This window comes from Thauera phenolivorans (genome assembly GCF_001696715.1).
Taxonomy (GTDB): Bacteria; Pseudomonadota; Gammaproteobacteria; order Burkholderiales; family Rhodocyclaceae; genus Thauera; species Thauera phenolivorans.
Genome location: NZ_MBFM01000002.1, coordinates 332,894 through 358,716, shown reverse-complemented (window position 1 = coordinate 358,716; position 25,823 = coordinate 332,894). Strand labels below are relative to the sequence as shown.

14 protein-coding genes are annotated in these 25,823 nt (G+C 67.2%); 9 read left to right on the top strand and 5 right to left on the bottom strand.

From position 1 onward, the window contains the following. Position 1: 1 nt before the first annotated feature. Complete coding sequence (locus tag BB334_RS05110; protein ID WP_068805189.1) at positions 2–1,171, bottom strand: DUF2863 family protein; 1,170 nt, start codon at positions 1,169–1,171, stop codon at positions 2–4. Positions 1,172–1,263: 92 nt separating this feature from the next. Then, positions 1,264–2,097 carry a posphoenolpyruvate synthetase regulatory kinase/phosphorylase PpsR gene (ppsR, locus tag BB334_RS05105; protein WP_068805186.1) on the bottom strand — a complete coding sequence of 278 codons (834 nt, stop codon included), beginning with the start codon at positions 2,095–2,097 and terminating at the stop codon, positions 1,264–1,266. A gap of 125 nt (positions 2,098–2,222) precedes the next feature. Between ppsR and ppsA the strand changes: the two genes are divergently transcribed. Then, positions 2,223–4,592 carry a phosphoenolpyruvate synthase gene (gene ppsA, locus BB334_RS05100; protein ID WP_068805183.1) on the top strand — a complete coding sequence of 790 codons (2,370 nt, stop codon included), beginning with the start codon at positions 2,223–2,225 and terminating at the stop codon, positions 4,590–4,592. Positions 4,593–4,770: 178 nt separating this feature from the next. On the opposite strand, the gene BB334_RS05095 is transcribed toward ppsA, so the two are convergent. Together BB334_RS05095 and BB334_RS05090 are read right to left on the bottom strand one after the other, a co-directional pair. Beyond that, positions 4,771–6,657 (bottom strand): MFS transporter, encoded by a 1,887-nt coding sequence (locus BB334_RS05095; protein WP_232756654.1) that lies wholly within the window; start codon positions 6,655–6,657, stop codon positions 4,771–4,773. A gap of 221 nt (positions 6,658–6,878) precedes the next feature. After that, positions 6,879–8,411, bottom strand: coding sequence for a fumarate hydratase (locus BB334_RS05090; RefSeq protein ID WP_068805180.1), 1,533 nt, complete (start codon positions 8,409–8,411; stop codon positions 6,879–6,881). 275 nt (positions 8,412–8,686) lie between these two features. On the opposite strand from BB334_RS05090, the gene acs reads away from it, so the two are divergent. The 7 genes from acs (at position 8,687) to clpB (ending at position 21,180) form a co-directional block, all read left to right on the top strand. After that, positions 8,687–10,651: an acetate--CoA ligase gene (gene acs / locus BB334_RS05085; protein WP_068805178.1), complete on the top strand. Its 1,965-nt coding sequence runs from the start codon at positions 8,687–8,689 to the stop codon at positions 10,649–10,651. Between the two features lie 208 nt (positions 10,652–10,859). Further along, positions 10,860–11,057, top strand: a complete 198-nt coding sequence (locus BB334_RS05080) for a hypothetical protein (RefSeq protein ID WP_198531195.1) — start codon at positions 10,860–10,862, stop codon at positions 11,055–11,057. 13 nt (positions 11,058–11,070) lie between these two features. Then, positions 11,071–13,818, top strand: coding sequence for a sensor histidine kinase (locus tag BB334_RS05075; protein ID WP_068805171.1), 2,748 nt, complete (start codon positions 11,071–11,073; stop codon positions 13,816–13,818). A 29-nt stretch (positions 13,819–13,847) separates the two neighbouring features. Continuing rightward, positions 13,848–14,216: a response regulator transcription factor gene (locus BB334_RS05070; protein WP_068805168.1), complete on the top strand. Its 369-nt coding sequence runs from the start codon at positions 13,848–13,850 to the stop codon at positions 14,214–14,216. A gap of 3 nt (positions 14,217–14,219) precedes the next feature. Then, positions 14,220–16,460 carry a 3'-5' exonuclease gene (locus BB334_RS05065; RefSeq protein WP_068805165.1) on the top strand — a complete coding sequence of 747 codons (2,241 nt, stop codon included), beginning with the start codon at positions 14,220–14,222 and terminating at the stop codon, positions 16,458–16,460. Positions 16,461–16,487: 27 nt separating this feature from the next. Then, on the top strand, positions 16,488–18,527 hold the full coding sequence (locus tag BB334_RS05060; protein WP_068805162.1) for a sodium:solute symporter family protein: 2,040 nt from the start codon (positions 16,488–16,490) through the stop codon (positions 18,525–18,527). A 70-nt stretch (positions 18,528–18,597) separates the two neighbouring features. After that, positions 18,598–21,180, top strand: coding sequence for an ATP-dependent chaperone ClpB (gene clpB / locus BB334_RS05055; RefSeq protein WP_068805158.1), 2,583 nt, complete (start codon positions 18,598–18,600; stop codon positions 21,178–21,180). Here the strand turns inward: clpB and BB334_RS05050 are convergent. Then, the gene (locus tag BB334_RS05050) at positions 21,177–23,708 is read right to left on the bottom strand and encodes a diguanylate cyclase domain-containing protein (protein ID WP_068805155.1); all 2,532 of its coding nucleotides are present in this window, start codon (positions 23,706–23,708) and stop codon (positions 21,177–21,179) included. The two genes, clpB and BB334_RS05050, sit on opposite strands and share 4 nt — an antisense overlap. 142 nt (positions 23,709–23,850) lie before the next feature. Between BB334_RS05050 and BB334_RS05045 the strand changes: the two genes are divergently transcribed. Further along, a complete protein-coding gene (locus BB334_RS05045) occupies positions 23,851–25,740 on the top strand; it encodes a SurA N-terminal domain-containing protein (RefSeq protein WP_068805153.1) in 1,890 nt (629 codons plus the stop codon). Positions 25,741–25,823: the final 83 nt, after the last annotated feature.

The window sequence follows — 25,823 nt, the reverse complement described above, 5'->3', positions numbered from 1 at the left end:
GTCAGTGCAGGTGGCGCGGCATCTGCTCGGCCTGCTCCTCTGGCATCTCGGCATGCACCACTTCGCCTTCGGGAGAGGGGTAGAGCGGCACGCCGCAGTCCTCGCAGTATTCGAGCGGGAAACGATGGCTGAGGTTCACGATGTCGGTGACGCCCGACTGGCGGAGCACGGTCTCGATCTCGGTGACGCAGTCGCTGTTGTCCGTCTCGTCGCCGAGCAGCGGCCAGACGATGCCGTGCACCACCTGCTCGCTGCCGCGCACGCTCAGGCCGATGCGGTATTCCTCGAGGTCGCGGTCCCAGAAGGGAGCGATGGTGGCGCGCAGGTTGGCTGCCGGGGTCTCGAGCGCGGTGCCCAGGAAGGCGACCGAGGCGCGCACCGAGTAGGGGCGGCTGGCCTTTTCCGCGGCGCGGCTGGCGGAAAAATAGGCCTCGGGCAGCACGAGGTCGGTGGCGCAGCCGGGCAGCAGCGGGGCGAGGCAGGCGCCGCCCTGCTGGCGCCACTGGGCGAGCGCGTCGTCGCGGCTGCCGTCCTTCTCCTGCCAGCGGAAGATCGCTTCGCCGCGCGGCACCGCGACCGCGGCGAGCAGGTAGCGGGTGTCGGAGAGGAACTGGGTGGTCTCGGGCAGGCCTTCGGTCTCGATCGGCAGGTTCTTCTGCCCGATCGCGGCGCCGACCAGGGCACGGGCGAAGTCGGCGGTGTCGCAGTAGCCCTGCGGCAGCTGGTCGGGGCTGAAGAGGAAGTCGGCGATCGCGAGGCGGGCGCCGCTGGCGAGCACGTGGGCCTGCAGATGCACCCGCAGGTTGGCGAGCACCGCGGCGGGGATGGCGTTGGCGGGGATGCGGTAGCGCGACCAGGCGAGCACCGGCGCGGCGAGCAGGAGGGTGTCGAATTCCTGCGAGGCGCCGGCGGCCGACTCGGCGCGCGACTCGACCGCGTCGGCCAGTTCGTCGTAGGCGCGGGCATCGACGCTGAAGAGGTGGTCGAGCGCGGCGTTGATGCCTTCTTCGTCGTGTTCCTCGAGGGCCAGGTCGATCGCCGCGGCGAGGCGCAGGTCCCAGTAGCGGTCCTCGATGCGGCTGCCGGAGGCGGCGAGGCCGGTGGCGAGCCAGGCGAGGTGTTCGGCGTTGCGGGCGAGGCCGCCACGGCGCTTCAGGCGCGTTCTTTTCATGTTGAGTCCTTGGGTGATTCCAGCTTCGGCGGCGGAATGAGCGCGCCGCCGAGGACCGCACATTCTAGCCCAAGCCGGCCGGGACTCCCGCGTCAGAATCCGGGGCGGTGCACCCGCACGGTCTGCAGGATGGTGGCGGAGATTTCCTCGATCGACTTGGTGGTGGAGTCGAGCCAGCGGATGTTCTCGCGCCGCATCAGACGGTGGGCGGCGTCGATCTCGTAGCGGCAGTTCTCGAGCGAGGCGTAGCGGCTGTTGGGGCGGCGCTCCTGGCGGATCTGCGACAGCCGCTCGGGCGAAATGGTGAGGCCGAACAGCTTGCCGCGGTAGCGGACGAGGTCGCCGGGCAGCTTGTTGCGGTCGAAATCTTCGGGAATGAGCGGATAATTGGCGGCCTTGACACCGAATTGAAGCGCCAGGTAGAGGCTGGTGGGGGTTTTCCCCGAGCGCGACACGCCGACCAGGATCACGTCGGCCTCGGACAGCTCGCCGTCGGTGGAGACGCCGTCGTCGTGAGCCATCGCGAAGTTGATCGCCTCGATGCGCATCTTGTAGTCGATGCTGTCGGTGATGCCGTGGAAGCGGCCGACGGTGTGGGTGGAGCGCTGGCCGAGCTCGGACTCGAGCGGACCGATGAAGCTTTCGAACAGGTCGAGATAGAGGGCATCTGCCTTGTGCAATGCAGCAACCGTGTCCGCATTGACCAGGGTGCTGAAGACGATCGGTCGCACGCCGTCTTCGCGGGCGGCCTCGCGGATCTGGTTCGCGCACTCGATCGCCTTGTCGATGCCGTCGACGAAGGGCGCGCGGACCTGGCGGAAGCGCGCGTCCGGAAACTGCGCGAGGAGGCTGTGTCCGAGGGTTTCCGCGGTGATGCCGGTGCCGTCGGAGACAAAGAATACGGTGCGGATGTCGGGCTCGCTCATGGTGTCCTGTCTCGTTTGGCTTGGGGCCGGCCGCAGCATTGGGGCAAACCCTGCCGTGCGGTGCAGCACAAAAACCCGTTAAAATTGCATTTTGCTTTCTTCTTACTTTTTTCGGAAGGCCACTCATGACCCGCTACGTCATTCCCTTCAATGAACTGCGCATGTCTGACGTCGAACTCGTAGGCGGCAAGAACGCCTCGCTCGGCGAGATGATCAGCCAACTGCCGGCAAGCGTGCGGGTCCCGGGTGGTTTCGCCACGACCGCCGACGCGTATCGCGAATTCCTCGCCCACGAGGGCCTGGCCGATCGCATCAACGCCGCGCTCGACGCGCTGAACGTGGACGACGTCGATGCGCTGGCGAAGACCGGCGCCGAGATCCGCCAGTGGATCGTCGATACCCCGTTCCCGCCGAAGCTCGAGGCCGAGATCAAGGCCGCCTACGAGGCGCTCACCGCCGAAGGGGAGGGCAGCTTCGCGGTGCGCTCGTCGGCGACCGCCGAAGACCTGCCGGACGCCTCCTTCGCCGGCCAGCAGGAAACCTTCCTGAACATCCACGGCTACGAGAACATCCTGCACGCGATGAAGGAGGTGTTCGCGTCGCTGTACAACGACCGCGCGATCTCCTACCGGGTGCACAAGAACTTCGCCCACGCCGACGTCGCGCTGTCGGCCGGCGTGCAGCGCATGGTGCGCTCCGATTCCGGCGCCTCGGGGGTGATGTTCTCGATCGACACCGAATCGGGCTTCGATCAGGTGGTGTTCATCACCGCCTCGTACGGCCTCGGCGAGACGGTGGTGCAGGGCGCGGTGAACCCGGACGAGTTCTACGTCCACAAGCCCACCCTGGCGCTCGGCAAGCCGGCGGTGATCCGCCGCAACCTCGGCTCCAAGCTGATCAAGATGGTGTTCACCGACAAGGCCGTCGCCGGCCGCTCGGTGCGCACGGTCGACGTGCCCGAGGCCGATCGCAACCGCTTCTCGCTCACCGACGAGGACGTGCTCGAGCTGGCCCGCTACGCGGTGATCATCGAGAAGCACTATGGTCGCCCGATGGACGTCGAGTGGGGCAAGGACGGCGTCGACGGCAAGCTGTACATCCTGCAGGCGCGCCCCGAAACGGTGAAGAGCCAGGACGACGGCCTGGTGATGGAGAAGTACCGCCTCAAGCAGTACGGCAAGGCGCTGACCCACGGCCGCGCGATCGGCCAGAAGATCGGCGCCGGCACCGTGCGCGTGGTCGGCGACGCCTCCGAGATGAGCCGCGTGCAGGCCGGCGACATCCTGGTCACCGACATGACCGACCCCAACTGGGAGCCGGTGATGAAGCGCGCCAGCGCGATCGTCACCAACCGCGGCGGCCGAACCTGCCACGCGGCGATCATCGCGCGCGAGCTGGGCATTCCGGCGATCGTGGGCTGCGGCAACGCCACCGAGGTGCTGCAGGAGGGTGATTCGGTCACCGTGTCCTGCGCCGAGGGCGATACCGGTTACGTGTATCGCGGCAAGCTCGAGTTCGAGGTCGTCACCACCGACATGGGCCATCTGCCCGAGATCCCGGTGAAGATCATGATGAACGTGGGCAATCCGGAACTCGCCTTCGAGTTCGCGCAGATCCCCAACGGTGGCGTCGGTCTGGCCCGCCTCGAGTTCGTCATCAACAACATGATCGGCATCCACCCGAAGGCCATCCTCGAGCTGAGCCAGGTCCCCGCCGGCCTGCGCGCCGAGATCGAGCGCCGTTCGCGCGGCTATGCGACGCCGAAGCAGTTCTTCATCGAGAAGCTGGTCGAGGGCGTGGCGACCATCGCCGCGGCCTTCTATCCGAAGCCCGTGATCGTGCGCATGTCCGACTTCAAGTCGAACGAGTACCGCAAGCTGCTCGGCGGCGAGATCTACGAGCCGGAAGAAGAGAACCCGATGCTCGGCTTCCGCGGCGCCTCGCGCTACATCGCCCACAGCTTCCGCGACTGCTTCGAGATGGAAGTGGCGGCGATGAAGAAGGTGCGCAACGAGCTGGGCCTGACCAACGTGCAGATCATGATTCCGTTCGTGCGCAACGTCGAAGAGGCGAAGGGCGTGGTGGATCTCCTCGCCGAGCACGGCCTGAAGCGCGGCGTGAACGATCTCAAGCTGATCATGATGTGCGAGATCCCGTCGAACGCGATCCTCGCCGAGCAGTTCCTCGAGCACTTCGACGGCTACTCGATCGGCTCGAACGACCTCACCCAGCTCACCCTCGGCCTCGACCGCGACTCCGGCCTGGTGGCGCACGCCTTCGACGAGCGCGACCCGGCGGTGAAGCAGCTGCTGTCGATGTCGATCCAGGCGGCGAACAAGATGGGCAAGTATGTCGGCATCTGCGGCCAGGGCCCGTCGGATCATCCGGACCTCGCCGAGTGGCTGATGGACGAAGGCATCCAGACCATCTCGCTGAACCCGGATACGGTGGTCGACACCTGGCTGAAGCTGTCCGAGCACGCCAGCGGCAGGTAAGTCCGTCCCGCGCAAGGGCAGAAAAGCGACCCATCGGGTCGCTTTTTTTTCGCCTGTAGGGGCCCTGCCCCCGGGGCGATAGCAGCTCGGATCGCCCGCAGACCGTCGTCGATCGTGGACGCAAAAAAAGCCAGCCCCGACCTTGACGGTCGGGGCTGGCGTCCTGATGCGGTTTCGCTTAGCGCGTGGAGCGTGCGATCAGCACCGCCATCTTCGGGTTCTGCTTGGCCACCTCTTGCGCGAGCTCGGCCTTGGCGCGCTGGCCGCCTTCCTCGGTGTTGAGGATGATCAGGTCGCAGCCCAGCTGCCCGGCCAGATCGACCACCGCTTTGCCGCGGTCGTACAGCGTGGCCGTCAGGACCCGGCCTTCGGTCGGGACGCCCTGCGCGTTGACCTCGTTCACATACTCCTGCAGGTTCGCCACGTGCTTCGGATCGATGAGCTTGTCGGTCTCGCTGACCTCGGCGGAAAGAACGTGCTCCGGCGCGAGATACACCAGATGGACCTTCGAGCCGGTCAGCGAGACGAACTCGGAGATCCGCTCGCGGGTCAGCTTGTTGCCGGTGTGATCGACCACGGCCATGATCGTGCCGTAGAGCCGGGACTTGCTGGCGGACACGGCAGCCGCGGGCGCCGTGGTCGGTCCCATCGCCTGCGCAACCGCTTCGGCCTTGCCCTTCGGAATGATCAGCGTGAGGACCAGACCGATCAGGCTGATGCCACCGAGCACATAGAAGATGCTGTGCAGCTCGCCGGCGAACTTGACCGCCAGGAAGGCACCGAAGATCGGCCCGAAGATGCCGCCGATACGGCCGAAAGCAGCCGTCCAGGCCACACCGGCGCCACGGACGTTGGTGCGGTAGTAGTTGGCGGCCAGGCCGTAGATCAGGGTCTGCGTCCCCGAGGTCCCCAGACCGGTGATCGCGATCGTGAGCAGCAGCAGGCCCACGACGAGCACGCTGACGTTAGCGAGTTGCTGAACCTCGCCGGCCTTGGCGACGGCCGGGACGTCGATCGTGGCGGCGATCAGACCGATGGCCCCCATGGCGAGCGCACCGACCAGGAAGCCCAGCGCCACGATGCGTTGCGGGCTGTGCTTGTCGGCCAGCGTGGAGCCGTACAGCGTCCCCACCATGGCGCCGGCGTTGAGCACCAGCAGCAAGGCCAGCGAACCGTTCTGGCCCATGATCGGCAGCATGATCTTGGGCAGCCAGGTGTTGAGCGAATAGACCAGCAGCAGGCAGAACGCCGACACGAAGCCGATGACGATCGCCGGGACGAGATAGACGGTGAACAGACCCGCCCAGCCCGCGCGCTCGTCGGCGGCATTGGCCGCGGCGCTCTGCTGCGGCTTGATCTCGGTCTCGGGGATGGGCACGCCGGTGCGCTCGGAGACGCGGCGGGCTTCGTCCAGGCGGCCGCGCGAGGCCAGCCAGGCCACCGACTCGGGCAGCTTCCAGATCGCCAGCGGCAGCAGGGTGACCAGCGGCAGCGCACCGATCAGGAACATGCCGCGCCAACCGATGATCGGCAGCAGGAAGATCGCCAGCAGCGCCGACAGCAGCGAACCCAGCGGGATGCCCGCATAGGTGAAGGCGGTGGCCAGGTTCTTCTTGCCCGGCGGGGCGAATTCGGCCGCCATCGCGCCCGTGGTGCCGGCCAGCGCGCCGACGCCGAGGCCGGTGATGAAGCGCCAGATGCCGAAGGCGGTGAGCGATTCGGCCATCGCCGACACGGCCATGCCGATCGAGAACCAGGCGATGGCGCCGATCATCACCTTGCGGCGACCGATCAGGTCGCCCAGGGTGCCGGCAATGAGGGCACCGAGCATCATGCCGATCATCGCGTACGAGCCGAGCATGCCGGCATCCTTCGGCGTCAGCGCATGGTCGCCGATCCATTTGGCGGAGTCGGGGCCCATGAAGCCGGGCAGAACGGCGCCGTAGACGACGAGGTCATAACCATCGAAAACCAGGCCGACGAAGGCGAGGGCGATCACCCAGGTGATGGTACTGCGCCGCTTGCGCGCCATCTCCGGGCTGTCCATGGGGATGTTCGGGTTCAAGATTCAGCCTCCTAGCAAAAAATTTTATGGGGAGCGGAAATCTAGCAGATTAAGTTCAAAAATCGAGAATTTTTTTCCGAGCTCCGCGAACGCGCCGCTGAGGTTCGCCGCCATGTCTTGGCAGTGCCATTGTGCAGCACTTGGCGCTGCTTTCGGGCGGTTACAAAAAAAAGCCGCCCGGTCGAAACCGGGCGGCGCAGATGGCTGGAGAACCGCGATCGTCAGGCGACGGTAACCGGGATCTTGCCGATCTTCGCCTGCCACTCCTTCGGGCCGGTTTCGTGCACGCTGCTGCCCGTGGCGTCCACCGCGACCGTCACCGGCATGTCCTGCACGGTGAATTCGTAGATCGCTTCCATGCCCAGGTCCTCGAAGCCGACGACCTTCGCTTCCTTGATCGCCTTCGACACCAGGTAGGCGGAGCCGCCGACCGCCATCAGATAGGCCGACTGGTTGTCCTTGATCGCCTCGATCGCGACCGGGCCGCGCTCGGACTTGCCGATCATCGAGATGAGGCCGGTCTTCTCCAGCATCATGCGGGTGAACTTGTCCATGCGGGTGGCGGTGGTAGGACCGGCGGGGCCGACCACCTCATCGCGCACCGGGTCGACCGGGCCGACGTAGTAGATGACGCGGTTGGTGAAATCGACCGGCAGCTTCTCGCCCTTTTCGAGCATGTCGGCGATGCGCTTGTGCGCGGCGTCGCGGCCGGTGAGCATCTTGCCGTTGAGCAGCAGGATCTGACCCGGCTTCCAGGAGGCGACTTCCTCCTTGGTGAGGGTGTCGAGATTGACCCGGGTGGCGACGTTGGTATCGGCCTTCCAGGTGACCTGCGGCCAGTCTTCGAGCCGGGGCGCTTCGAGCTTCGCCGGGCCCGAGCCGTCGAGGTGGAAGTGCACGTGGCGGGTAGCGGCGCAGTTCGGGATCATCGCCACCGGCAGCGAAGCGGCGTGGGTCGGGTAGTCCATGATCTTGACGTCGAGCACGGTGGTGAGGCCGCCGAGGCCCTGCGCGCCGATACCAAGCGCGTTGACCTTCTCGAGCAGTTCGAGGCGGAGCGCCTCGACCCGGCTCAGCTCGGCGCCGGAGGCGGCCTTGGCCTTGAGCTCGTGGATGTCGACCGGCGCCATCAGCGATTCCTTGGCCAGCAGCATGGCCTTCTCGGGGGTGCCGCCGATGCCGATGCCGAGGATGCCGGGCGGGCACCAGCCGGCGCCCATGGTCGGGACGGTCTTCAGCACCCAGTCGACGATCGAGTCGGACGGGTTGAGCATCGCCAGCTTCGACTTGTTCTCCGAGCCACCGCCCTTTGCCGCGCAGATCACTTCCACGTCGTCGCCGGGGACGATCTCGTAGTGGACCACCGCCGGGGTGTTGTCCTTGCTGTTCTGGCGCTTGCCGGCGGGATCGAGCAGCACCGAGGCGCGCAGCTTGTTGTCCGGGTTGAGGTAGGCGCGTCGCACGCCCTCATTGACCATTTCCTGGACGCTCATGCGGGCGTCCCATTGCACATTCATGCCAACCTTGAGGAATACCACCGCGATGCCGGTATCCTGGCAGATCGGTCGATGGCCCTCGGCGCACATGCGCGAGTTGGTCAGGATCTGCGCGATCGCGTCCTTCGCCGCCGGGCTTTCCTCGCGCTCGTACGCTTCGCCGAGCGCCTTGATATAGTCGAGCGGGTGGTAGTAGCTGATGTACTGGAAGGCATCCGCGACGGACTGGATCAGGTCTTCTTCGCGAATTACGGTCATGGGCTGGTCTCCGTGAGAGCGGGTTGCGGCGCGGCCGCGCCGGGCGGCCGGAATTCTAGCATCTGCGGGGGAGGGGACGCCGCGGTCGCCGCTGGTACGAGGTGTTGGTGCTGTGATCGGCAGTGTAAGTCCTTTGTAAGTTAGCTAATCTTTAATACGGGCCGAACGCGATCGGCCCATCCAGCGTCGTGACAAGAGCAATTCCAGGCCGGAACCAACCGGTCGGGCTGTGTGGTTCGCTTGAAGAACAATCGATCAGTCGAGGAGAGGTGAGTATGTCGAACGAGCAGAAACTGAGCGTGTACCAACCGTCGGAAGAATTCGTCAAGAATGCGGCGATTGCCGGGATGGATGCCTATCGCGCCCTGTGCAAGGAAGCCGAGGACGACTACGAAGGCTTCTGGGCCCGCCATGCCCGCGAAATGCTGGAGTGGAAGGAGCCCTTCACCAAGGTGCTCGACGAGAGCGACGCGCCCTTCTTCAAGTGGTTTGCCGACGGCAAGCTGAACGTCTCCTACAACTGCCTCGATCGCAACGTCAATAACGGCCTCGGCGACAAGGTCGCGATCATCTTCGAGGGCGACAAGGGCGACGTCACCCGCGTCACCTACAAGGATCTGCTCGCCCGCGTGAGCAAGTTCGCCAACGCGCTGCGCTCGCTCGGTGTGCAGAAGGGCGATCGTGTCGTCATCTACCTGCCGATGTCGATCGAAGGCGTGGTCGCGATGCAGGCCTGCGCCCGCATCGGCGCCACCCACTCGATCGTATTCGGCGGCTTCTCCGCCCATGCCCTGCGCGACCGCATCGAGGACGCCGGCGCCAAGGTGCTGATCACCTCCGACGGCCAGCATCGCGGCGGCAAGGCGCTGCCGCTCAAGCCGATCGCCGACGAGGCGCTCGCGCTCGGCGGCACCGACTGCCTGCAGAACGTCGTCGTGGTCAAGCGCACCGGCGGCGAGGTCACGATGGTCGACGGCCGCGACGTCTGGTTGGACGACATCGTCGCCAGCCAGTCCGAGACCTGCGAGCCGGAGTGGGTCGAGGCCGAGCATCCGCTGTTCGTGCTCTATACCTCGGGCTCGACCGGCAAGCCGAAGGGCGTGCAGCACTCGTCGGGCGGCTATCTGCTGCAGGCGATGATGTCGATGAAGTACACCTTCGACATCAAGCCGGAAGACGTCTTCTGGTGCACCGCCGACATCGGCTGGGTCACCGGTCACACCTACATCACCTATGGTCCGCTCGCCTGCGGCGCGACCGAGATCGTGTTCGAGGGCGTGCCGACCTATCCGGACGCCGGCCGCTTCTGGAAGATGATCCAGGACCACAAGGTCAGCATTTTCTACACCGCGCCGACCGCGATCCGCTCGCTGATCAAGGCCGCCGACAACAATCCCGAGGTGCACCCCACCAAGTACGACCTGTCGAGCCTGCGCCTGCTCGGCTCGGTGGGCGAGCCGATCAACCCCGCCGCGTGGGAGTGGTACTACCAGAACGTCGGCGGCGGTAACTGCCCGATCGTGGATACCTTCTGGCAGACCGAGACCGGCGCGCACATGATCACCCCGATGCCGGGCGCGACGCCGATGGTTCCGGGCTCCTGCACGCTGCCCTTCCCGGGCATCATGGCCGCCGTGGTCGACGAGACCGGTACCGAAGTGCCCTGGGGCCAGGGCGGCATCCTGGTGGTGAAGCGTCCGTGGCCGGCGATGATCCGCACCATCTGGGGCGATCCCGAGCGCTTCAAGAAGTCGTATTACCCCGATGACTTCAAGGGCAAGCTCTACCTCGCGGGCGACGGCGCGATCCGCGATGTCGACACCGGATACTTCACCATCACCGGCCGCATCGACGACGTGCTGAACGTCTCCGGTCACCGCATGGGCACGATGGAGATCGAATCGGCGCTGGTCGCGCACGAGTCGGTCGCCGAAGCCGCGGTGGTGGGACGTCCCGACGACGTCACCGGCGAGGCGATCGTGGCCTTCGTGGTCCTGAAGGGCGCGCGCCCGACCGGGGACGAGGCGGCCAAGGTGATCAAGGAGCTGCAGAACTGGGTCGGCCACGAGATCGGCCCGATCGCCAAGCCGAAGGACATCCGTTTCGGCGAGAACCTGCCGAAGACGCGCTCGGGCAAGATCATGCGCCGTCTGCTGCGTCAGCTTGCCAAGGGCGAGGACATTCTGCAGGACACCTCGACCCTGGAAAACCCGGCGATTCTCGAGCAGCTCAAGGGCTGAGGATGGCTGCCGGGCCGCACGGCCCGGCACGCCACCGAATGACGGGAGGGGAGGCCCGCCGGCATCCAGCGGCGGGAAATCAGGGGATGGGGCGCGCGCAAGTCGCGCCCGTGCATCACGCAACGCGCCCAGTCCGCCGGCAAGAGCGGCGGGCGCGTTCGCACTCAAGGTATGATTCGCTCACCGCAGTCGGGAGGGGATGCGAATGATGCGCAAGGGACTCGCGGGACAGCGGCTGGTCGCGGTCTTTCTCGCCGGCGTTCTGCTGTTCGACTTTCCGCTGCTGTCGCTGTTCGACCGCCCGCTGCGTGTATGGGGCGTGCCGCTTCTCCATTTCTATGTGTTCGTCGTGTGGGCGGCGCTGATCCTGGTGATCGCGTGGATCGCCGAGCGCGGCGCACGCTGATCCGGAGTCGCCGATGCTGCCCGGCTGGCTGATCGTCGCAGCATCCTTCAGCTACCTGCTGGTGCTGTTCGCCGTCGCCTACTTCGGCGACCGCCGCGCCGACCAGGGACGCTCGATCATTTCCAACGCGTGGACCTACGCGCTCTCGATCGCGGTCTACTGCACCGCGTGGACCTATTTCGGCAGCGTCGGACGGGCCGCTTCGGGCGGCATCTGGTTCCTGCCCACCTATCTCGGCCCCACGCTCGCGATGTCGCTCGCCTGGCTGGTGGTGCTGAAGATGATCCGCATCGCCCGCACCCATCGGATCACCTCGATCGCCGACTTCGTCGCCTCGCGCTACGGCAAGAGCCACCTGCTCGGCGGCCTGGTGACGATCATCGCGGTGGTCGGCACCGTGCCCTACATCGCCCTGCAGCTGAAGGCGATCTCGAGCGGCTATGGCCTGCTGGTGGGCGAGCTCGGCGCGCTTCGCGACGGCGAGGGGGCGGTCGACAGCGGCTGGTGGACCGACGGTACGCTCTACATCGCGCTGACGCTGGCGCTGTTCACCATCCTGTTCGGCACCCGACATCTCGACACCACCGAGCGCCACGAGGGCATGGTGGCGGCGATCGCCTTCGAGTCGGTGGTCAAGCTGCTCGCCTTCCTCGCCGTCGGCATCTACGTCACCTTCGTGCTCTACGACGGCTTCGGCGACCTCTACGCACGCGCCGTCGCGGAACCGGATCTCGCCGGCGTGCTGGTCTTCGACGGTACCGGCAGCATCGGCTACGGCGGCTGGTTCGCCCACGTCGTGCTGGCGGGGCTGGCGGTGATCTTCCTGCCGCGCCAGTTCCAGATCATGGTGGTGGAGAACGTCAACGAGCAGCATCTGCGCCGCGCCACCTGGCTGTTTCCCGCCTATCTGCTCGCGATCAACATCTTCGTGATTCCGATCGCGCTCGGCGGGCTGCTGCACTTCGGTCGCGGCACCGTCGATCCCGACACCTTCGTGCTCACCCTGCCGCTCGCCCACGACCAGGCGGCGCTCGCACTGCTGGTGTTCGTCGGCGGCCTGTCGGCGGCGACCGGGATGGTGATCGTGGAGGCGATCGCCCTGTCGACCATGGTCTGCAACGACCTGGTGATGCCGATGCTGCTGCATGTGCGCCGCTTCGGCCTCGCCGCCCGGCGCGATCTCACCGGCCTGCTGCTCGGGATCCGGCGGGGCGCGATCGTCGTCGTGCTGCTGCTCGGCTATCTCTACTTCCGGCTCGCCGGCGAGGCTTATGCGCTGGTGAGCATCGGCCTGATCAGCTTCGCCGCGGTGGCGCAGTTCGCGCCGGCGGTGCTCGGCGGGATGTACTGGCGCGGCGGCACCCGGGAGGGTGCGCTCGCCGGCCTGTCGGCGGGCTTCGCGGTGTGGGCCTACACCCTGTTGCTGCCGTCCTTCGCCAAGTCCGGCTGGCTCGCGCGCGACTTTCTCGACGCGGGCCCGTTCGGCATCGGCCTGCTGATGCCCGAGCAGCTGTTCGGCCTCGGCGGCATCGACAACGTCAGCCACGCCTTATTCTGGAGCCTGCTCGCGAACATCGGCTGCTACCTGGGCGTGTCGCTGCTGCGCGCGCCCACCGGGCAGGAGGCGAGCCAGGGCACGCTCTTCGTCGACATCTTCCGCCGCGGCGAGTCGGTGCCGACCAGTTTCTGGCGCGCGGGCGCCGAGGTGCGCGAGCTGCTGCCGCTGGTGGCGCGCTTTCTCGGCGAACGGCGCACCCGCGATGCCTTCGCCGCCTATGCGCGCTCGCACGGCCTGAGCGGCATCGACCAGCTCAAGGCCGATCCCGAACTCGTGCATTTCGCCGAGACCCTGCTCGCGGGCGCGATCGGCAGCGCCTCGGCGCGGGTGATGGTGTCGACCGTGGTGAAGGAGGAGCCGCTCGGCCTCGACGAGGTGATGAACATCCTCGACGAGGCCTCCCAGGTGCGCGCGTATTCGCATCAGCTGGAGGAGAAGTCGCGCGCGCTCGAGGCCGCGACCGCGGAGCTGCGCGCCGCCAACGAGCAGCTGAAGGAACTCGACCGCCTCAAGGACGACTTCATGTCCTCGGTGACGCACGAGCTGCGCACGCCGCTGACCTCGATCCGGGCGCTGTCGGAGATGATGGTGGACGACCCCGACATCGACATCGACAGCCGGCAGCGCTTCCTCGGCATCATCGTGTCCGAAACCGAACGCCTGTCGCGTCTGGTAAATCAGGTGCTGGACCTCGCGAAGATCGAGTCGGGTCATGCCGAATGGCACAATACCGACCTCGACATGCGCGAGCTCGTGCAGCATGCGGTGGAGACCACCGCGCAATTGATGCGGGATCGCGGCGCGATCGTGGAACTGGCGCTGCCCGATGCGGTGCCCAGCCTGCGCGCCGACCGCGACCGCCTGCTGCAGGTGGTGCTGAACCTGCTCTCGAACGCGGCCAAGTTCGTGCCGGTGCCGGGCGGCAAGGTCTGGGTCTCGCTCGGCTGCGATGGGGAGCGGATCCGCGTCGATGTGCGCGACAACGGGCCGGGCATCCCGCCGGCCCAGCAGGGGGTGGTGTTCGAGAAGTTCCGCCAGGGCGGCGATTCGCTCTCACGTCCGCAAGGCACCGGCCTGGGGCTGCCGATCAGCCGGCAGATCGTCGAGCATTTCGGCGGCCGGCTGTGGCTCGAGTCGACGCCGGGGGAGGGGGCGACCTTTTCCTTCGAGTTGCCGCTGGCGTCGGCGGCCGCCGATCAATGACTTAGAATGACGCCCTCGGGGGGAGACGCATGGCCAAAAAAATACTGATTGCCGACGACGAGCCGAACATCGTCATTTCGCTCGAGTTCCTGATGAAGCGCGAGGGCTTCGACGTGCTGATCGCCAACGACGGCGATGAGGCCGTGCAGCGCATCCGCGGCGACCGCCCGGATCTTGTGCTGCTCGACGTGATGATGCCGAAGAAGAGCGGCTTCGAGGTCTGCCAGGAGATCAAGTCCGACCCGGCGCTGGCGGACATCCGCATCCTCATGCTCACCGCGAAAGGCAGGGACACCGAGGTGGCGAAGGGCCTCGCACTCGGTGCCGATGCCTACATGACCAAGCCCTTCGCGACGAAGGAGCTGGTGGAGCGGGTGCGCGAGCTGCTGGAGCGCTGAGCGATGTCCGCCCGCATGCGCTTCATCCTCTCGGTGATCGTGCTGGGTCTGCTGATGACCGGCCCCTTCCTGCTCACCGCGATGTTCGTGTGGCTCGAGACCAAGGGTGCCGATCGGCAGGTGCTGGTCGATGTCGTCACCCCGCACCTGCCGATCGGCACCCTGCTGACGCTGGTGGGCTTCGGCGCCGGGGTCGCGGTGCTGCGCGGCCTGTTCCGGCAGTACGTGCAGGGACTGCTGCGCATGGCGGAGAACCTGCGTTTGATGCTCGGCGCCAACCGGGGCTTCCGGGTCGAACCCGAGGGGCCGCCCGAAGTGCAGCTGCTGGCGCGCGCGGTCAACGAGCTCGCCGAACAGCGCGACAGCCTGACGGCGGACGTGGAAGCGCAGATCGGCCGCGCAAAGGCCTCGATCGAGGAGGAGCGCAACCGGCTCGCCGCGCTGATGTCCGAGCTCACCCAGAGCGTCGTGGTGTGCAACCTCGATGGCCGCATCCTGCTCTACAACAACCGCGCGCGGCTGCAGTTCCGCGCCCTGTCGGACGCGCCTGCGGTGGCGGGCGGCGGTGAGCTGATCGGGCTGGGGCGTTCGATCTACGGCGTGTTCGACCGCACCATGATCGCCCACGCGCTCGACACGATCCAGCAGCGCCTGAAACGCTGCGGCCAGGCGCAGGCCAATTTCGTCACCACGACGCGCGCCGGCCAGCTGCTGCGGGTGCAGATGGCGCCGGTGCTGGCGGCAGAGCCGGCGATGGCGGGGGAGGAGGCGGGGGGCGAGGCGAAGGCGGCGCTGCCCGTCGACGCCCTCGAGGCTGCCGAGGCGGAGGTCCCCACCGCCCGCACGATCACCGGCTTCATCCTGATGCTCGACAACATCACCCGCACCTTCGAGACCGAGTCGCGCCGCGACCAGATGCTGCACAACCTGACCGAGGGCAACCGCGCCTCGCTCGGCAACGTGCGCGCCGCGGCCGACATGCTCGAATACGAGGATCTCACCGACGACATGCGGCGACGCTTCCGCAAGGTGGTACGCGACGAGGTGGAGGCGATGAGTGCCCGCCTCGACGACACCGCGCGCGAGTTCGCCGACTCGCTGAAGGCGCGCTGGCCGCTCGAGGAGATGCTCGGTTCCGACCTGATCGCGGCGGCCCGCCGGCGCATCGAGGAGCGGCTGTCGCTGCCGACCAAACTCGAGGAGGTCGACGAGGCGATCTGGCTGAAGGTCGACAGCTTCTCGCTGATCCAGGCGCTGACCTACATCGCGAGCCGGCTGTCGGACGAGTTCGGCGTGCGCGAGGTTCGCTTCCGCCTCACCGCCCACGGCCGCCTGGTGCATCTCGACCTGATCTGGTCGGGGCAGGCGATGAGCACCGAGACGGTGATGAGCTGGGAGCTCGAGTCGATGAACATGGAGGGCGAGCGCTCCCCGCTGAGCGTGCGCGACGTCATCGAGCGCCACGATGGGGAGATGTGGCTCGAGCGCGAGAAGGTGCGCCACCGTGCCTTCTTCCGCATCGTGCTGCCGGCGGCCCGGCCGCAGGAGCAGGTCGAGTCAGAGACCTTCCTGCGCGGCGAGAGCCGGCCCGAGTACTACGACTTCGACCTCTTCCAGTGGTCCGAACGCTCGCACGCGCTCGATGACCGGCCGCTCACCGCGCTCACCTATACGGTGTTCGACACCGAGACCACCGGACTTCACCCCTCGCAGGGCGACGAGATCATCCAGATCGGCGCGACGCGCGTGCTCAACGGCAAGCTGCTGCGTGGCGAGTCCTTCGAACAGCTGGTCGATCCGCGCCGCCCGCTGGCGCCCGAGTCGGCGAAGATCCATGGCATCACGCGCGAGATGCTGCGCGGGCAGCCGACCATCGACAAGGTGCTGCCGGCCTTCCACGCCTTCGCCGCCGACACCGTGCTGATCGCCCACAACGCCGCCTTCGACATGCGCTTCCTGCAACTCAAGGAAGCCGAGACCGGCCTGCGCTTCGACCAGCCGGTGCTCGACACCCTGCTGCTGTCGGCGGTGGTGCACCCGAACCAGGATTCGCACCGCCTGGAGGCGATCGCCGAGCGGCTCGGGCTCACGATCATCGGGCGCCACACCGCGCTCGGCGACGCGATCGTCACCGCCGAGGTGCTGCTGAAGCTGATCCCGCTGCTGGCGGAAAAGGGCGTGGTGACCCTGCGCCAGGCGCGCGAAGCGGCCGAGCAGACCTACTACGCCCGGATCAAGTACTGAGATGCCGGCGCGGGCGGGGCGGGGCTGATGCCTGGGCAGTTCTCGCGCGAGCTCAGGCGCTACTACGCGCTGTACACGCTCACCTTCGTCTTCTTCGTCGTGGTGCTGGCGATCGGCGAGCAGTACGGCCTGAGCGAGCGGGTGATCAGCCACGTCTTCCTGTTCGTGACGATCGCGGTGTATGCAACGATCGGCGTCATCAGCCGCACCTCCGACGTCACCGAATACTACGTCGCCGGGCGTCGGGTGCCGGCGGTGTTCAACGGCATGGCGACCGCCGCCGACTGGATGAGCGCCGCCTCCTTCATCGGGCTCGCCGGCACGCTGTATTTTTCCGGTTTCGAGGGGCTCGCCTTCGTCACCGGCTGGACCGGCGGCTTCGTGCTGGTCGCCCTGCTGCTCGCGCCCTACCTGCGCAAGTTCGGCCAATTCACGATCCCCGACTTCCTCGGTGCGCGCTACGAGGGCAACGCCGCACGCCTGATCGGGCTGGCGGCCACCATGCTGGCGAGCTTCGTGTATCTGGTCGCGCAGATCTACGGCGTCGGTCTGGTGACCAGCCGCTTCATCAACATCGAGTTCGAGATCGGCCTCTTCGTCGGCCTCGCCGGGATCCTGGTGTGCTCCTTCCTGGGCGGCATGCGGGCGGTGACCTGGACCCAGGTGTCGCAGTACGTGATCCTGATCATCGCCTACCTCGTTCCGGTGGTGATCCTGTCCTACAAGATGACCGGCATCCCGGTGCCGCAGCTGATGTACGGCGGCGTCGTGCAGCAGATCGGCGAGCGCGAGGAGGTGTTGTTCAATGCGCCCGCGGAGCTGGAGGTGCGGCAGATGTACCAGCAGCGCGCCGAGGAGTACGCGCGCAAGATGGCGGCACTGCCCGCGTCGCTCGAGGACGAGCGGCGGGCGCTGATCGAGCGGCTCAACCAGTTGCGACTGGATAACGCGGGCGCGCGCGACATCGCCCAGACCGAGCGCGAGCTCGGCGAGCTGCCCCGCACCACCGCCCAGGCGCGGGCGATCTGGTCGCGCGAGCGGACGCTGGCACTCGAGCGCGCGCAACCGCCGCCGCGCCACGCCGAGGCGCATCCGGGCGATACGCCCGAAGCCGCGACGGTGGCGCGCAGGAACTTCCTCGCCCTGACCTTCGTGCTGATGCTCGGCACGGCGGCGCTGCCGCACATCCTGATGCGCTACTACACCACGCCGGGCGTGGCGGCGGCGCGGCGCTCGGTGTTGTGGTCGCTGTTCTTCATCTCGCTGCTCTACCTCACCGCGCCGGCCTATGCCGCCTTCGCGAAGTGGGAGGTGTACACCAACGTGGTGGGCTCGAGTCTCGCGGTGCTGCCGGACTGGGTCGCATCCTGGGGCAAGGTCGGACTGGTCAGCATCGACGATCTCAACGGCGACGGCATCCTGCAGCTGGCCGAGCTCAGCATAAACACCGACGTCATCATGCTCGCCACGCCCGAGATCGCCGGGCTGCCCTACGTGATCTCCGGGCTGGTGGCGGCGGGCGGGCTGGCTGCCGCGCTGTCGACCGCCGACGGCCTGCTGCTGACGATCTCGAACGCGCTGTCGCACGACCTCTACTACAAGGTGATCAACCCCGAGGCGAGCACCCACCGCCGGCTGGTGATCTCGAAGTCGCAGCTGCTGGTGGTGGCGGTGGTCGCCGCCTGGGTGGCCTCGCTGCGCCCGGACAACATCCTGTTCATGGTCGGCCTGGCCTTCTCGATCGGCGCCGCCGCCTTCTTTCCCGCGCTGGTGCTGGGCATCTTCTGGCGGCGCGCGAATCGTCCGGGGGCGATCGCGGGCATGCTCGCCGGGCTCGGCGTCACGCTCCTGTACGCGGTGCGCACCCATCCCTTCTTCGGCGGCTCGATGGAGAACGCCTGGTTCGAGATCAACCCGATCTCGGCCGGCGTGTTCGGCGTGCCGCTCGGCTTCGCCACGATCGTGGTCGTCAGCCTGCTGACCCGGCCGCCCTCGGCCGAGGTGCAGGAACTGATCGATTTCGTCCGTTATCCGCAGCTGCCGGGGAGTCAAGAGAAGGGCGGCTGAAGCGGGCATCTTGATTGCGGAGCGATGCACCCCACATAGGGTGCAGATCCGATTTCAGAGGAAGAGCGCCATGCGATTCGACAAACTCACGACCAAGTTCCAGCAGGCCCTCGCCGACGCCCAGAGCATCGCGGTGGGTAACGATCAGCAGTTCATCGAGCCGGTTCACCTGCTGCTCGCCTTGCTCGCGCAGGAGGACGGCAGCACCGCCTCGCTGCTGCAGCGCGCCGGCGTCAACGTGCAGCCGCTGAAGGCCGCGCTCACCAAGGCGATCGAGCGCCTGCCGAAGGTCGAAGGCCACGGTGGCGAGGTCGGCATCGGCCGCGACCTCAACAACCTGCTCAACGTCACCGACCGCGAGGCCCAGAAGCGTGGCGACCAGTTCATCGCCAGCGAGATGTTCCTGCTCGCGCTTGCCGACGACAAGGGCGAGGCCAGCCGCTTGCTGAAGGAGCATGGCCTCGGCCGCAAGGCGCTCGAGGCGGCGATCGAGGCGGTGCGCGGCGGCGCGGCGGTCGACAGCCAGGAGGCGGAAGGCCAGCGCGAGGCCTTGAACAAGTATTGCCTCGACCTCACCGAGCGCGCGCGCAGCGGCAAGCTCGACCCGGTGATCGGCCGCGACGACGAGATCCGCCGCGCGATCCAGATCCTGCAGCGCCGCACCAAGAACAACCCGGTGCTGATCGGCGAGCCGGGCGTGGGCAAGACCGCGATCGTCGAAGGGCTGGCGCAGCGCATCGTCAACGACGAGGTGCCCGAGACGCTCAAGGGCAAGCGTGTGCTGTCGCTCGACATGGCGGCGCTGCTCGCCGGGGCCAAGTACCGCGGCGAGTTCGAGGAGCGCCTGAAGGCGGTGCTGAAGGAGATCGCGCAGGAAGAGGGGCGCATCATCGTCTTCATCGACGAGCTGCACACCATGGTGGGCGCGGGCAAGGCAGAGGGTGCGATCGACGCCGGCAACATGCTCAAGCCGGCGCTGGCGCGTGGCGAGTTGCACTGCATCGGTGCCACCACCCTGAACGAGTACCGCAAGTACATCGAGAAGGACGCCGCGCTCGAGCGCCGCTTCCAGAAGGTGCTGGTCGAGGAGCCCTCGGTGGAGTCGACCATCGCGATCCTGCGCGGCCTGCAGGAAAAGTACGAGATCCATCACGGCGTCGAGATCACCGACCCGGCGATCGTCGCCGCGGCCGAGCTCTCGCACCGCTACATCACGGATCGCTTCCTGCCGGACAAGGCGATCGACCTGATCGACGAGGCGGCCGCGCGGATCAAGATGGAGATCGACTCCAAGCCCGAGGTCATGGACAAACTCGACCGCCGCATGATCCAGCTCAAGATCGAGCGCGAGGCGGTGAAGAAGGAGAAGGACGAGGCCTCGCTCAAGCGCCTGCAGCTGATCGAGGAGGAACTCACGAAGCTGCAGCGCGAGTACAACGATCTCGAGGAGATCTGGAAGGCCGAGAAGTCGCGCGCCCAGGGATCGGCGCACATCAAGGAAGAGATCGATGCGGTGCGCGCGCAGATGGCGGACTTTCAGCGCAAGGGCCAGCTCGACAAGGTGGCGGAGCTGCAGTACGGCAAGCTGCCGCAGCTCGAGACGCAGCTGAAGTCGGCCGAACAGGCGGGCGAGGGCGCCGCCCCCAACAAGCTGCTGCGCACCCAGGTCGGCACCGAGGAGATCGCCGAGGTGGTGTCGCGCGCGACCGGGATCCCGGTAAGCAAGATGATGCAGGGCGAGCGCGAGAAGCTGCTGAAGATGGAAGAGCGCCTGCACCAGCGGGTGGTCGGCCAGGACGAGGCGGTGCGGCTGGTGTCCGACGCCATCCGGCGCTCGCGCGCGGGCCTCTCGGACGAGAACCGGCCGTACGGCTCCTTCCTCTTCCTCGGCCCCACCGGGGTGGGCAAGACCGAGCTGTGCAAGACCTTGGCCGAGTTCCTGTTCGATTCCGAGGACCACCTGATCCGGGTCGACATGAGCGAGTTCATGGAGAAGCACTCGGTCGCGCGCCTGATCGGCGCGCCGCCGGGCTACGTCGGCTACGAAGAGGGCGGCTATCTGACCGAGCAGGTGCGGCGCAAGCCCTACAGCGTGATCCTGTTCGACGAGGTCGAGAAGGCGCATCCGGACGTGTTCAACGTGCTGCTGCAGGTGCTCGACGACGGCCGCATGACTGACGGCCAGGGGCGCACGGTGGACTTCAAGAACACCGTGATCGTGATGACCTCCAACCTCGGCAGTCAGATGATCCAGGCCATGGCGGGCGACGACTACCAGGTGATCAAGCTGGCGGTGATGGCCGAGGTGAAGACCTTCTTCCGTCCGGAGTTCATCAACCGGATCGACGAGGTGGTGGTATTCCATGCGCTCGACGAGCGCAACATCGCCAGCATCGCGCGCATCCAGTTGAAGTATCTGGAGAAACGGCTGGGCAGGCTCGAGATGGGCCTCGAGGTCAGCGATGCCGCGCTGGCGGAGATCGCCGAGGTCGGATTCGACCCGGTATTCGGTGCGCGCCCGCTGAAGCGAGCGATCCAGGAGCGGATCGAGAACCCGCTGTCGAAGGCGATCCTCGAAGGCCGCTTCGCCGCCCGCGACACGATCCGGGTAGACGTGGTCGACGGCCGTATCGACTTCGAACGCGCTCTCTAGCGCTTGAGCGCTTCGTCCGCGAGGCCGCCGTCATCCCCTGGGGTGGCGGCGGCCTCGTCGCGTTCCGGCGTGCGCAGGGCATCGAGGTCGGGTGGTTCGGTGCGGAAGCGGAAGGCATTGCGACCCGCCTGCTTGGCGAGGTACATCGCCGCATCCGCGCTGCGCAGCAGCTGTTCGATCGTGGTGCCGTCGAACGGATAGAAGGCGATGCCCACGCTCACCGAGGGGAGCAGCTGCCGGTGTCCGATCTCCACCGGCTCGCTCAGCACCGACAGCATCTTGGCTGCGACGGCCCCCGCGTCGCGGCGGCGTTCGATGCGTGTCAGAAGGGCGACGAACTCGTCCCCACCCAGCCTTGCAAGCAGATCCTCCTCGCGCATGCAGCTCGACAGCCGCTTCGCGATCGTAGTGAGCAGAGTGTCGCCGACGTCGTGGCCATAGGTGTCGTTGACCGCCTTGAACTCGTCGACATCGATGAAGAGCACCGCCATCGTATCGTCGTGGCGCTGGGCGGCGTGAAGGACCGCGTGGGCGCCCTCGAGCCAGGTCGCCCGATTCGGCAGGCCGGTCAGGGTGTCGTAGCGGGCGAGGTACTTGATGTGTTCCTCCGCTTCGCGGGCGGTGGTCACGTCCTGCACGGTGCCGCGCAGTCGGACCATGCGGGCATCCGACCACTCGCTCTCGATGCAGAAGTTCAGTACGTGCGCAGGCAGGTCGCTGATGCGGCAGTCGAGGCTGATCCGGGCCGGCGCGTGACCGACCGTTTCGAGCGCGTCCGCGAGGGCCGCGCGATCGCGCGGAACGACCCGTTGCGTCAGGTCATCGAGCGTGAGGCCCTGCCCGGCGGGCAGCGCGAGCAGGCAGTCGAGCTCGGCGGAGCGACGGAGCCGATCCTCCCCGGCGGCCAGCTCCCAGCTTCCCATCCGTGCCAGTCGTTGCGCCTCGGCGAGCTCGCGCGTGCGCTGCTCGACCAGCGTGGCGATGCGTCGGTGCTGGCCGGTGCTCACCAGCAGGAAAGCGCCCAGCAGACCGACCGCGAACGGCGCCACCGCCGCGGTCGCCCAGACGCCCCAGCTGCGCATCTCGGCGAGATAGTCTTCGTTCGCCCGGGTATCGAGCGACCACTCGCGACCGGCGAATTCAAAGGGGAACGAGCGGCCGACCGGGCCGGCAAGCCAATCGTCGGCGGCGCAGCCCGTCGGGCCGGCGAGTCTGCGGCGGGACGAGTCGGCGCCGCCGACTTCGACCAGGCAGGCGTCCACGTTGCGCCTGCCGGACTCGCGCGCGAGCCTGGAAAGGACGTCGTCCATGCGCAGCGCACTGGCGACGACGCCGCGCAGCCGCATCGTTCCGTCGTCCTGCGGCGCACGAACCGCGAGGAAGACGACGATTCCGGTCTTGCTGGCCCGCTCTTCGGCGAGCAGGAGGCCTTCGGTGGCAATCGGGAGGCCGGTGGCCCGCGTCTCCGCCACCGCTCGGGAAGTCGCCGGCAGGCTGAGGGCATCGATACCGAGCACGCGCGTCGCGTCCGCCGCGGGCTCCACGTAGAGCGCCGGCAGGTACTCGGGCGCCGGCCCGGCGCGCAGGATGTGGCCCGTCGTGCTGTGGCTGCGGATGCTGAAGCCGGGCTCGCCGCTCGCGCGCACCGCGGCTTCGAAGTCGGCACGTTCGACGGACGGGACCAGCGGACGCCAGGTGAAATTGATCGTATCCGGTTGACGTCTGAGCCAGGGCTGGACGAATTGCTGGAACTCCGCCGGCGTGACGTTCTCGCTGGCGATGATCAGTCGCTCGATTGACATCAGCACGTCGATCTGCGTGCCCAGTCGCTTCTCGAGTTCGCCGGCCAGGTGGCGGGCGTCCCGGTCGAACTGCGCCTGGACGCGCTCCGACTCCCACAGCAGCAACTGGCGGAAGCCGAACCCGAGCAGGAGCAGGGCCACGGCCAGCGGCACGGCCACGCCCAGCCGCCGCGAACGCCAGTGCTCCGCGGGCTGACCGAACAAGGCGAACATCAGTGGTGCCATGATCAGCACGCCGAGGGTGTCTCCCATCCACCAGATCCACCCGTTGAAGGCGAGCTCGCCGGCAGCCAGGCGGCCGGAGGCGTACAGCGCCGGAATCGCGATGCATGGCGCGATCAACGAACTGAGCGGTGCGACCAGCGTCAGGAAGGGGACGATCGAGCGCGGGGTGTCGAGCAGGCAGGGATAACCGACCAGTCGGCGCGCGAGGGCGGCGCCGAGCACCGCCTGCAGGCTCACCGCGAGCGCAACTGCCAGGCTGCTGAGCGCCTCCGGCCGGGTGACCTGGTCGCCGTGCAGGATCGCGGCCTGGACGGCGAGCGAACCGAGAAAGATCGCAGGCCAGCTGCGAGTGCCGAATATCAGCAGCGCCGAAAGGCCGAGCCCCGCAGCCGGAAAGACCGGTGCGGCGTATCCGGGCGGCACCGCCACGGCGAGCGAAAGCCAACCCGTCAGTGCATAGGCGAGCGTCAGCAGGACGAAGCGGGAGGGGGCGGCGGGCATGGGGAAATTATAGTCAGGATATGACAACGTGAACTGCCGAACGCTGTGCGCTGAAGGTCGGCCGGATACGGTGTAAACTGCAGCCCTTTGTCGCCGCGGCCCGAGCGCCGTGGTGCCCCAACAGGTTTGCCCGGAAATCAAGATGCTCGAGTCCGTTCGTAAAAACAAGCGCGTTGCCCAGGTGATCCTGGCGATCATCATCGTTCCCTTCGCCTTCTTCGGCATGGATGCCTATTTCACGGACGGTCCTGGCGGCAGCGATGTCGCCACGGTCGGCGGAACCACGATCAGCGCGATGGAGTTCGATCGGGCCTTGAGTGATCAGCAGGATCGCATCCGCAGCGCGGGTGGCGAACTCGATCGCGCGATGCTCGAATCGGACAGCTTTCGTCGGTCAGTGCTCGACAACCTGATCAGCCAGCGCGTGCTCGCGCTTTACGCTGCCGAGAACCGTTTCGTCGTCACGCCGCAGGAACTGCAGCAAACGATCGCGGAGGTTCCTGCGTTCCAGGAGGACGGACGCTTCTCCCTGCAACGCTACGAGACCATGCTCAGTGCCCAGGGCATGAGTCCGCAGATGTTCGAGGCGCGTCTCGCGCAGGACGTGCGTATCCAGCAGCTCGCCTTGCCGGTGGGGGAGACCGCGCTGCCCGCGAGGGCCTCCGCGGAGCGCTTCCTCGCCGCCCAGCTCGAGCAGCGTCGCGTGCGCGAGGCCCGCTTCCCGGTTGCACGCTACGTCGATCGGGTGATCCTGGACGAAACGTCGGTCGAGAAGTTCTACGAGGAGAACCGCGCCCGCTTCGAGCGCCCCGCCCGAGTCCGAGCCGAGTACGTCGTGTTCGATCAGGCGGCGCTCGAGGCGCGCGTGGATATAGCGGAAGACGACGTGCGTGCCATCTACGAAGGCAATCAGGATCGCTTCGGCCGGCCGGAGGAACGGCAGGCGCGGCACATTCTTCTGGAGCTCGCGGCCGATGCGAGCGAGGAGGACGTCGCCACGGTGAACGCGCGGGCCGCCGAACTGCTCGCCCAGTTGCGACAGGACCCGTCCCGTTTCGAAGCGCTCGCGCGCGAGAATTCGAGCGATACCGGATCGGCGTCTCGCGGCGGAGACCTCGGCTTCTTCGCGCGCGGCGCGATGGTGCAGGCCTTCGAGGACGCCGCCTTCACCCAGAGGGAGGGCGAGATCGGTGAGCCGGTGCGATCGGAGTTCGGGCTTCACATCATCCAGGTCACCGCAATCAAGCCGAGCAGCGTGCGTCCGTTCGAGGAGGTGCGTGGGGAGATCGAGGCCGATCTGCGGCGTCAGGCGGCGGGCCGGCAGTTCGCCGAGCAGGCCGAGATCTTCGCCAACACCGTGTACGAGCAGCCCGATAGCCTCCAGCCGGTGGTCGAAGTGCTCGGCGTGCAGGTCCAGACCTCCGACTGGATCGAGAAGGGCAGCGATTCCATCGGTCCATATCGAAGCGAGCGCCTGTTGTCGGCGCTCTTTGCCGACGACGCGGTCAAGAACAAGCGCAACACCGATGCGATCGAGGTCGGCTCGAACACCCTCGTGGCGGCGCGGATCGCCGAGTTCGAGGATGCGACGCAGCTGTCGCTCGAGAGCGTGCGCAAGGAGATCGAATCCGAACTGCGGGCGGAACTGGCCAGAGCGAGTGCCGCGAAGGAGGGCGTCGCTGCCCTAGGAAGGCTCGACGCAGGGGAAGAAGCCGGTGTCGCGTGGAGCGATCCGCGCAGTGTGAGCCGGGGGGGCCCGAGCCTGCCCGCGGCGGCCATGCAGGCGGTCTTCGGCGCGCCGACGGGAAAGCTGCCGGTCCAGGTCGGGGTGACGTTGCCCGAGGGCGATTATGTGATCTACCGCATCGACGCCGTCGAGCGTCCGCAACTGGCCGAAGACGACCCCCGTCTTCAGGCGGTGGGAGAGCAGTACGCACAGCTGCTCGGGGCACGCGACTTCGACGTGCTGCTCGCCGAACTTCGCAAACGCTACGCAGTGGAGGTGCGGCTGCCGGGCGTCGCCACCGAGTGAACGAGGAGGTGTTCGGCGGTTCGAGCCCGTCAGCACCCACCATGCGTGAAAGAAGCCAGGCGCGGTCCTGGCTTTTTTTCTGC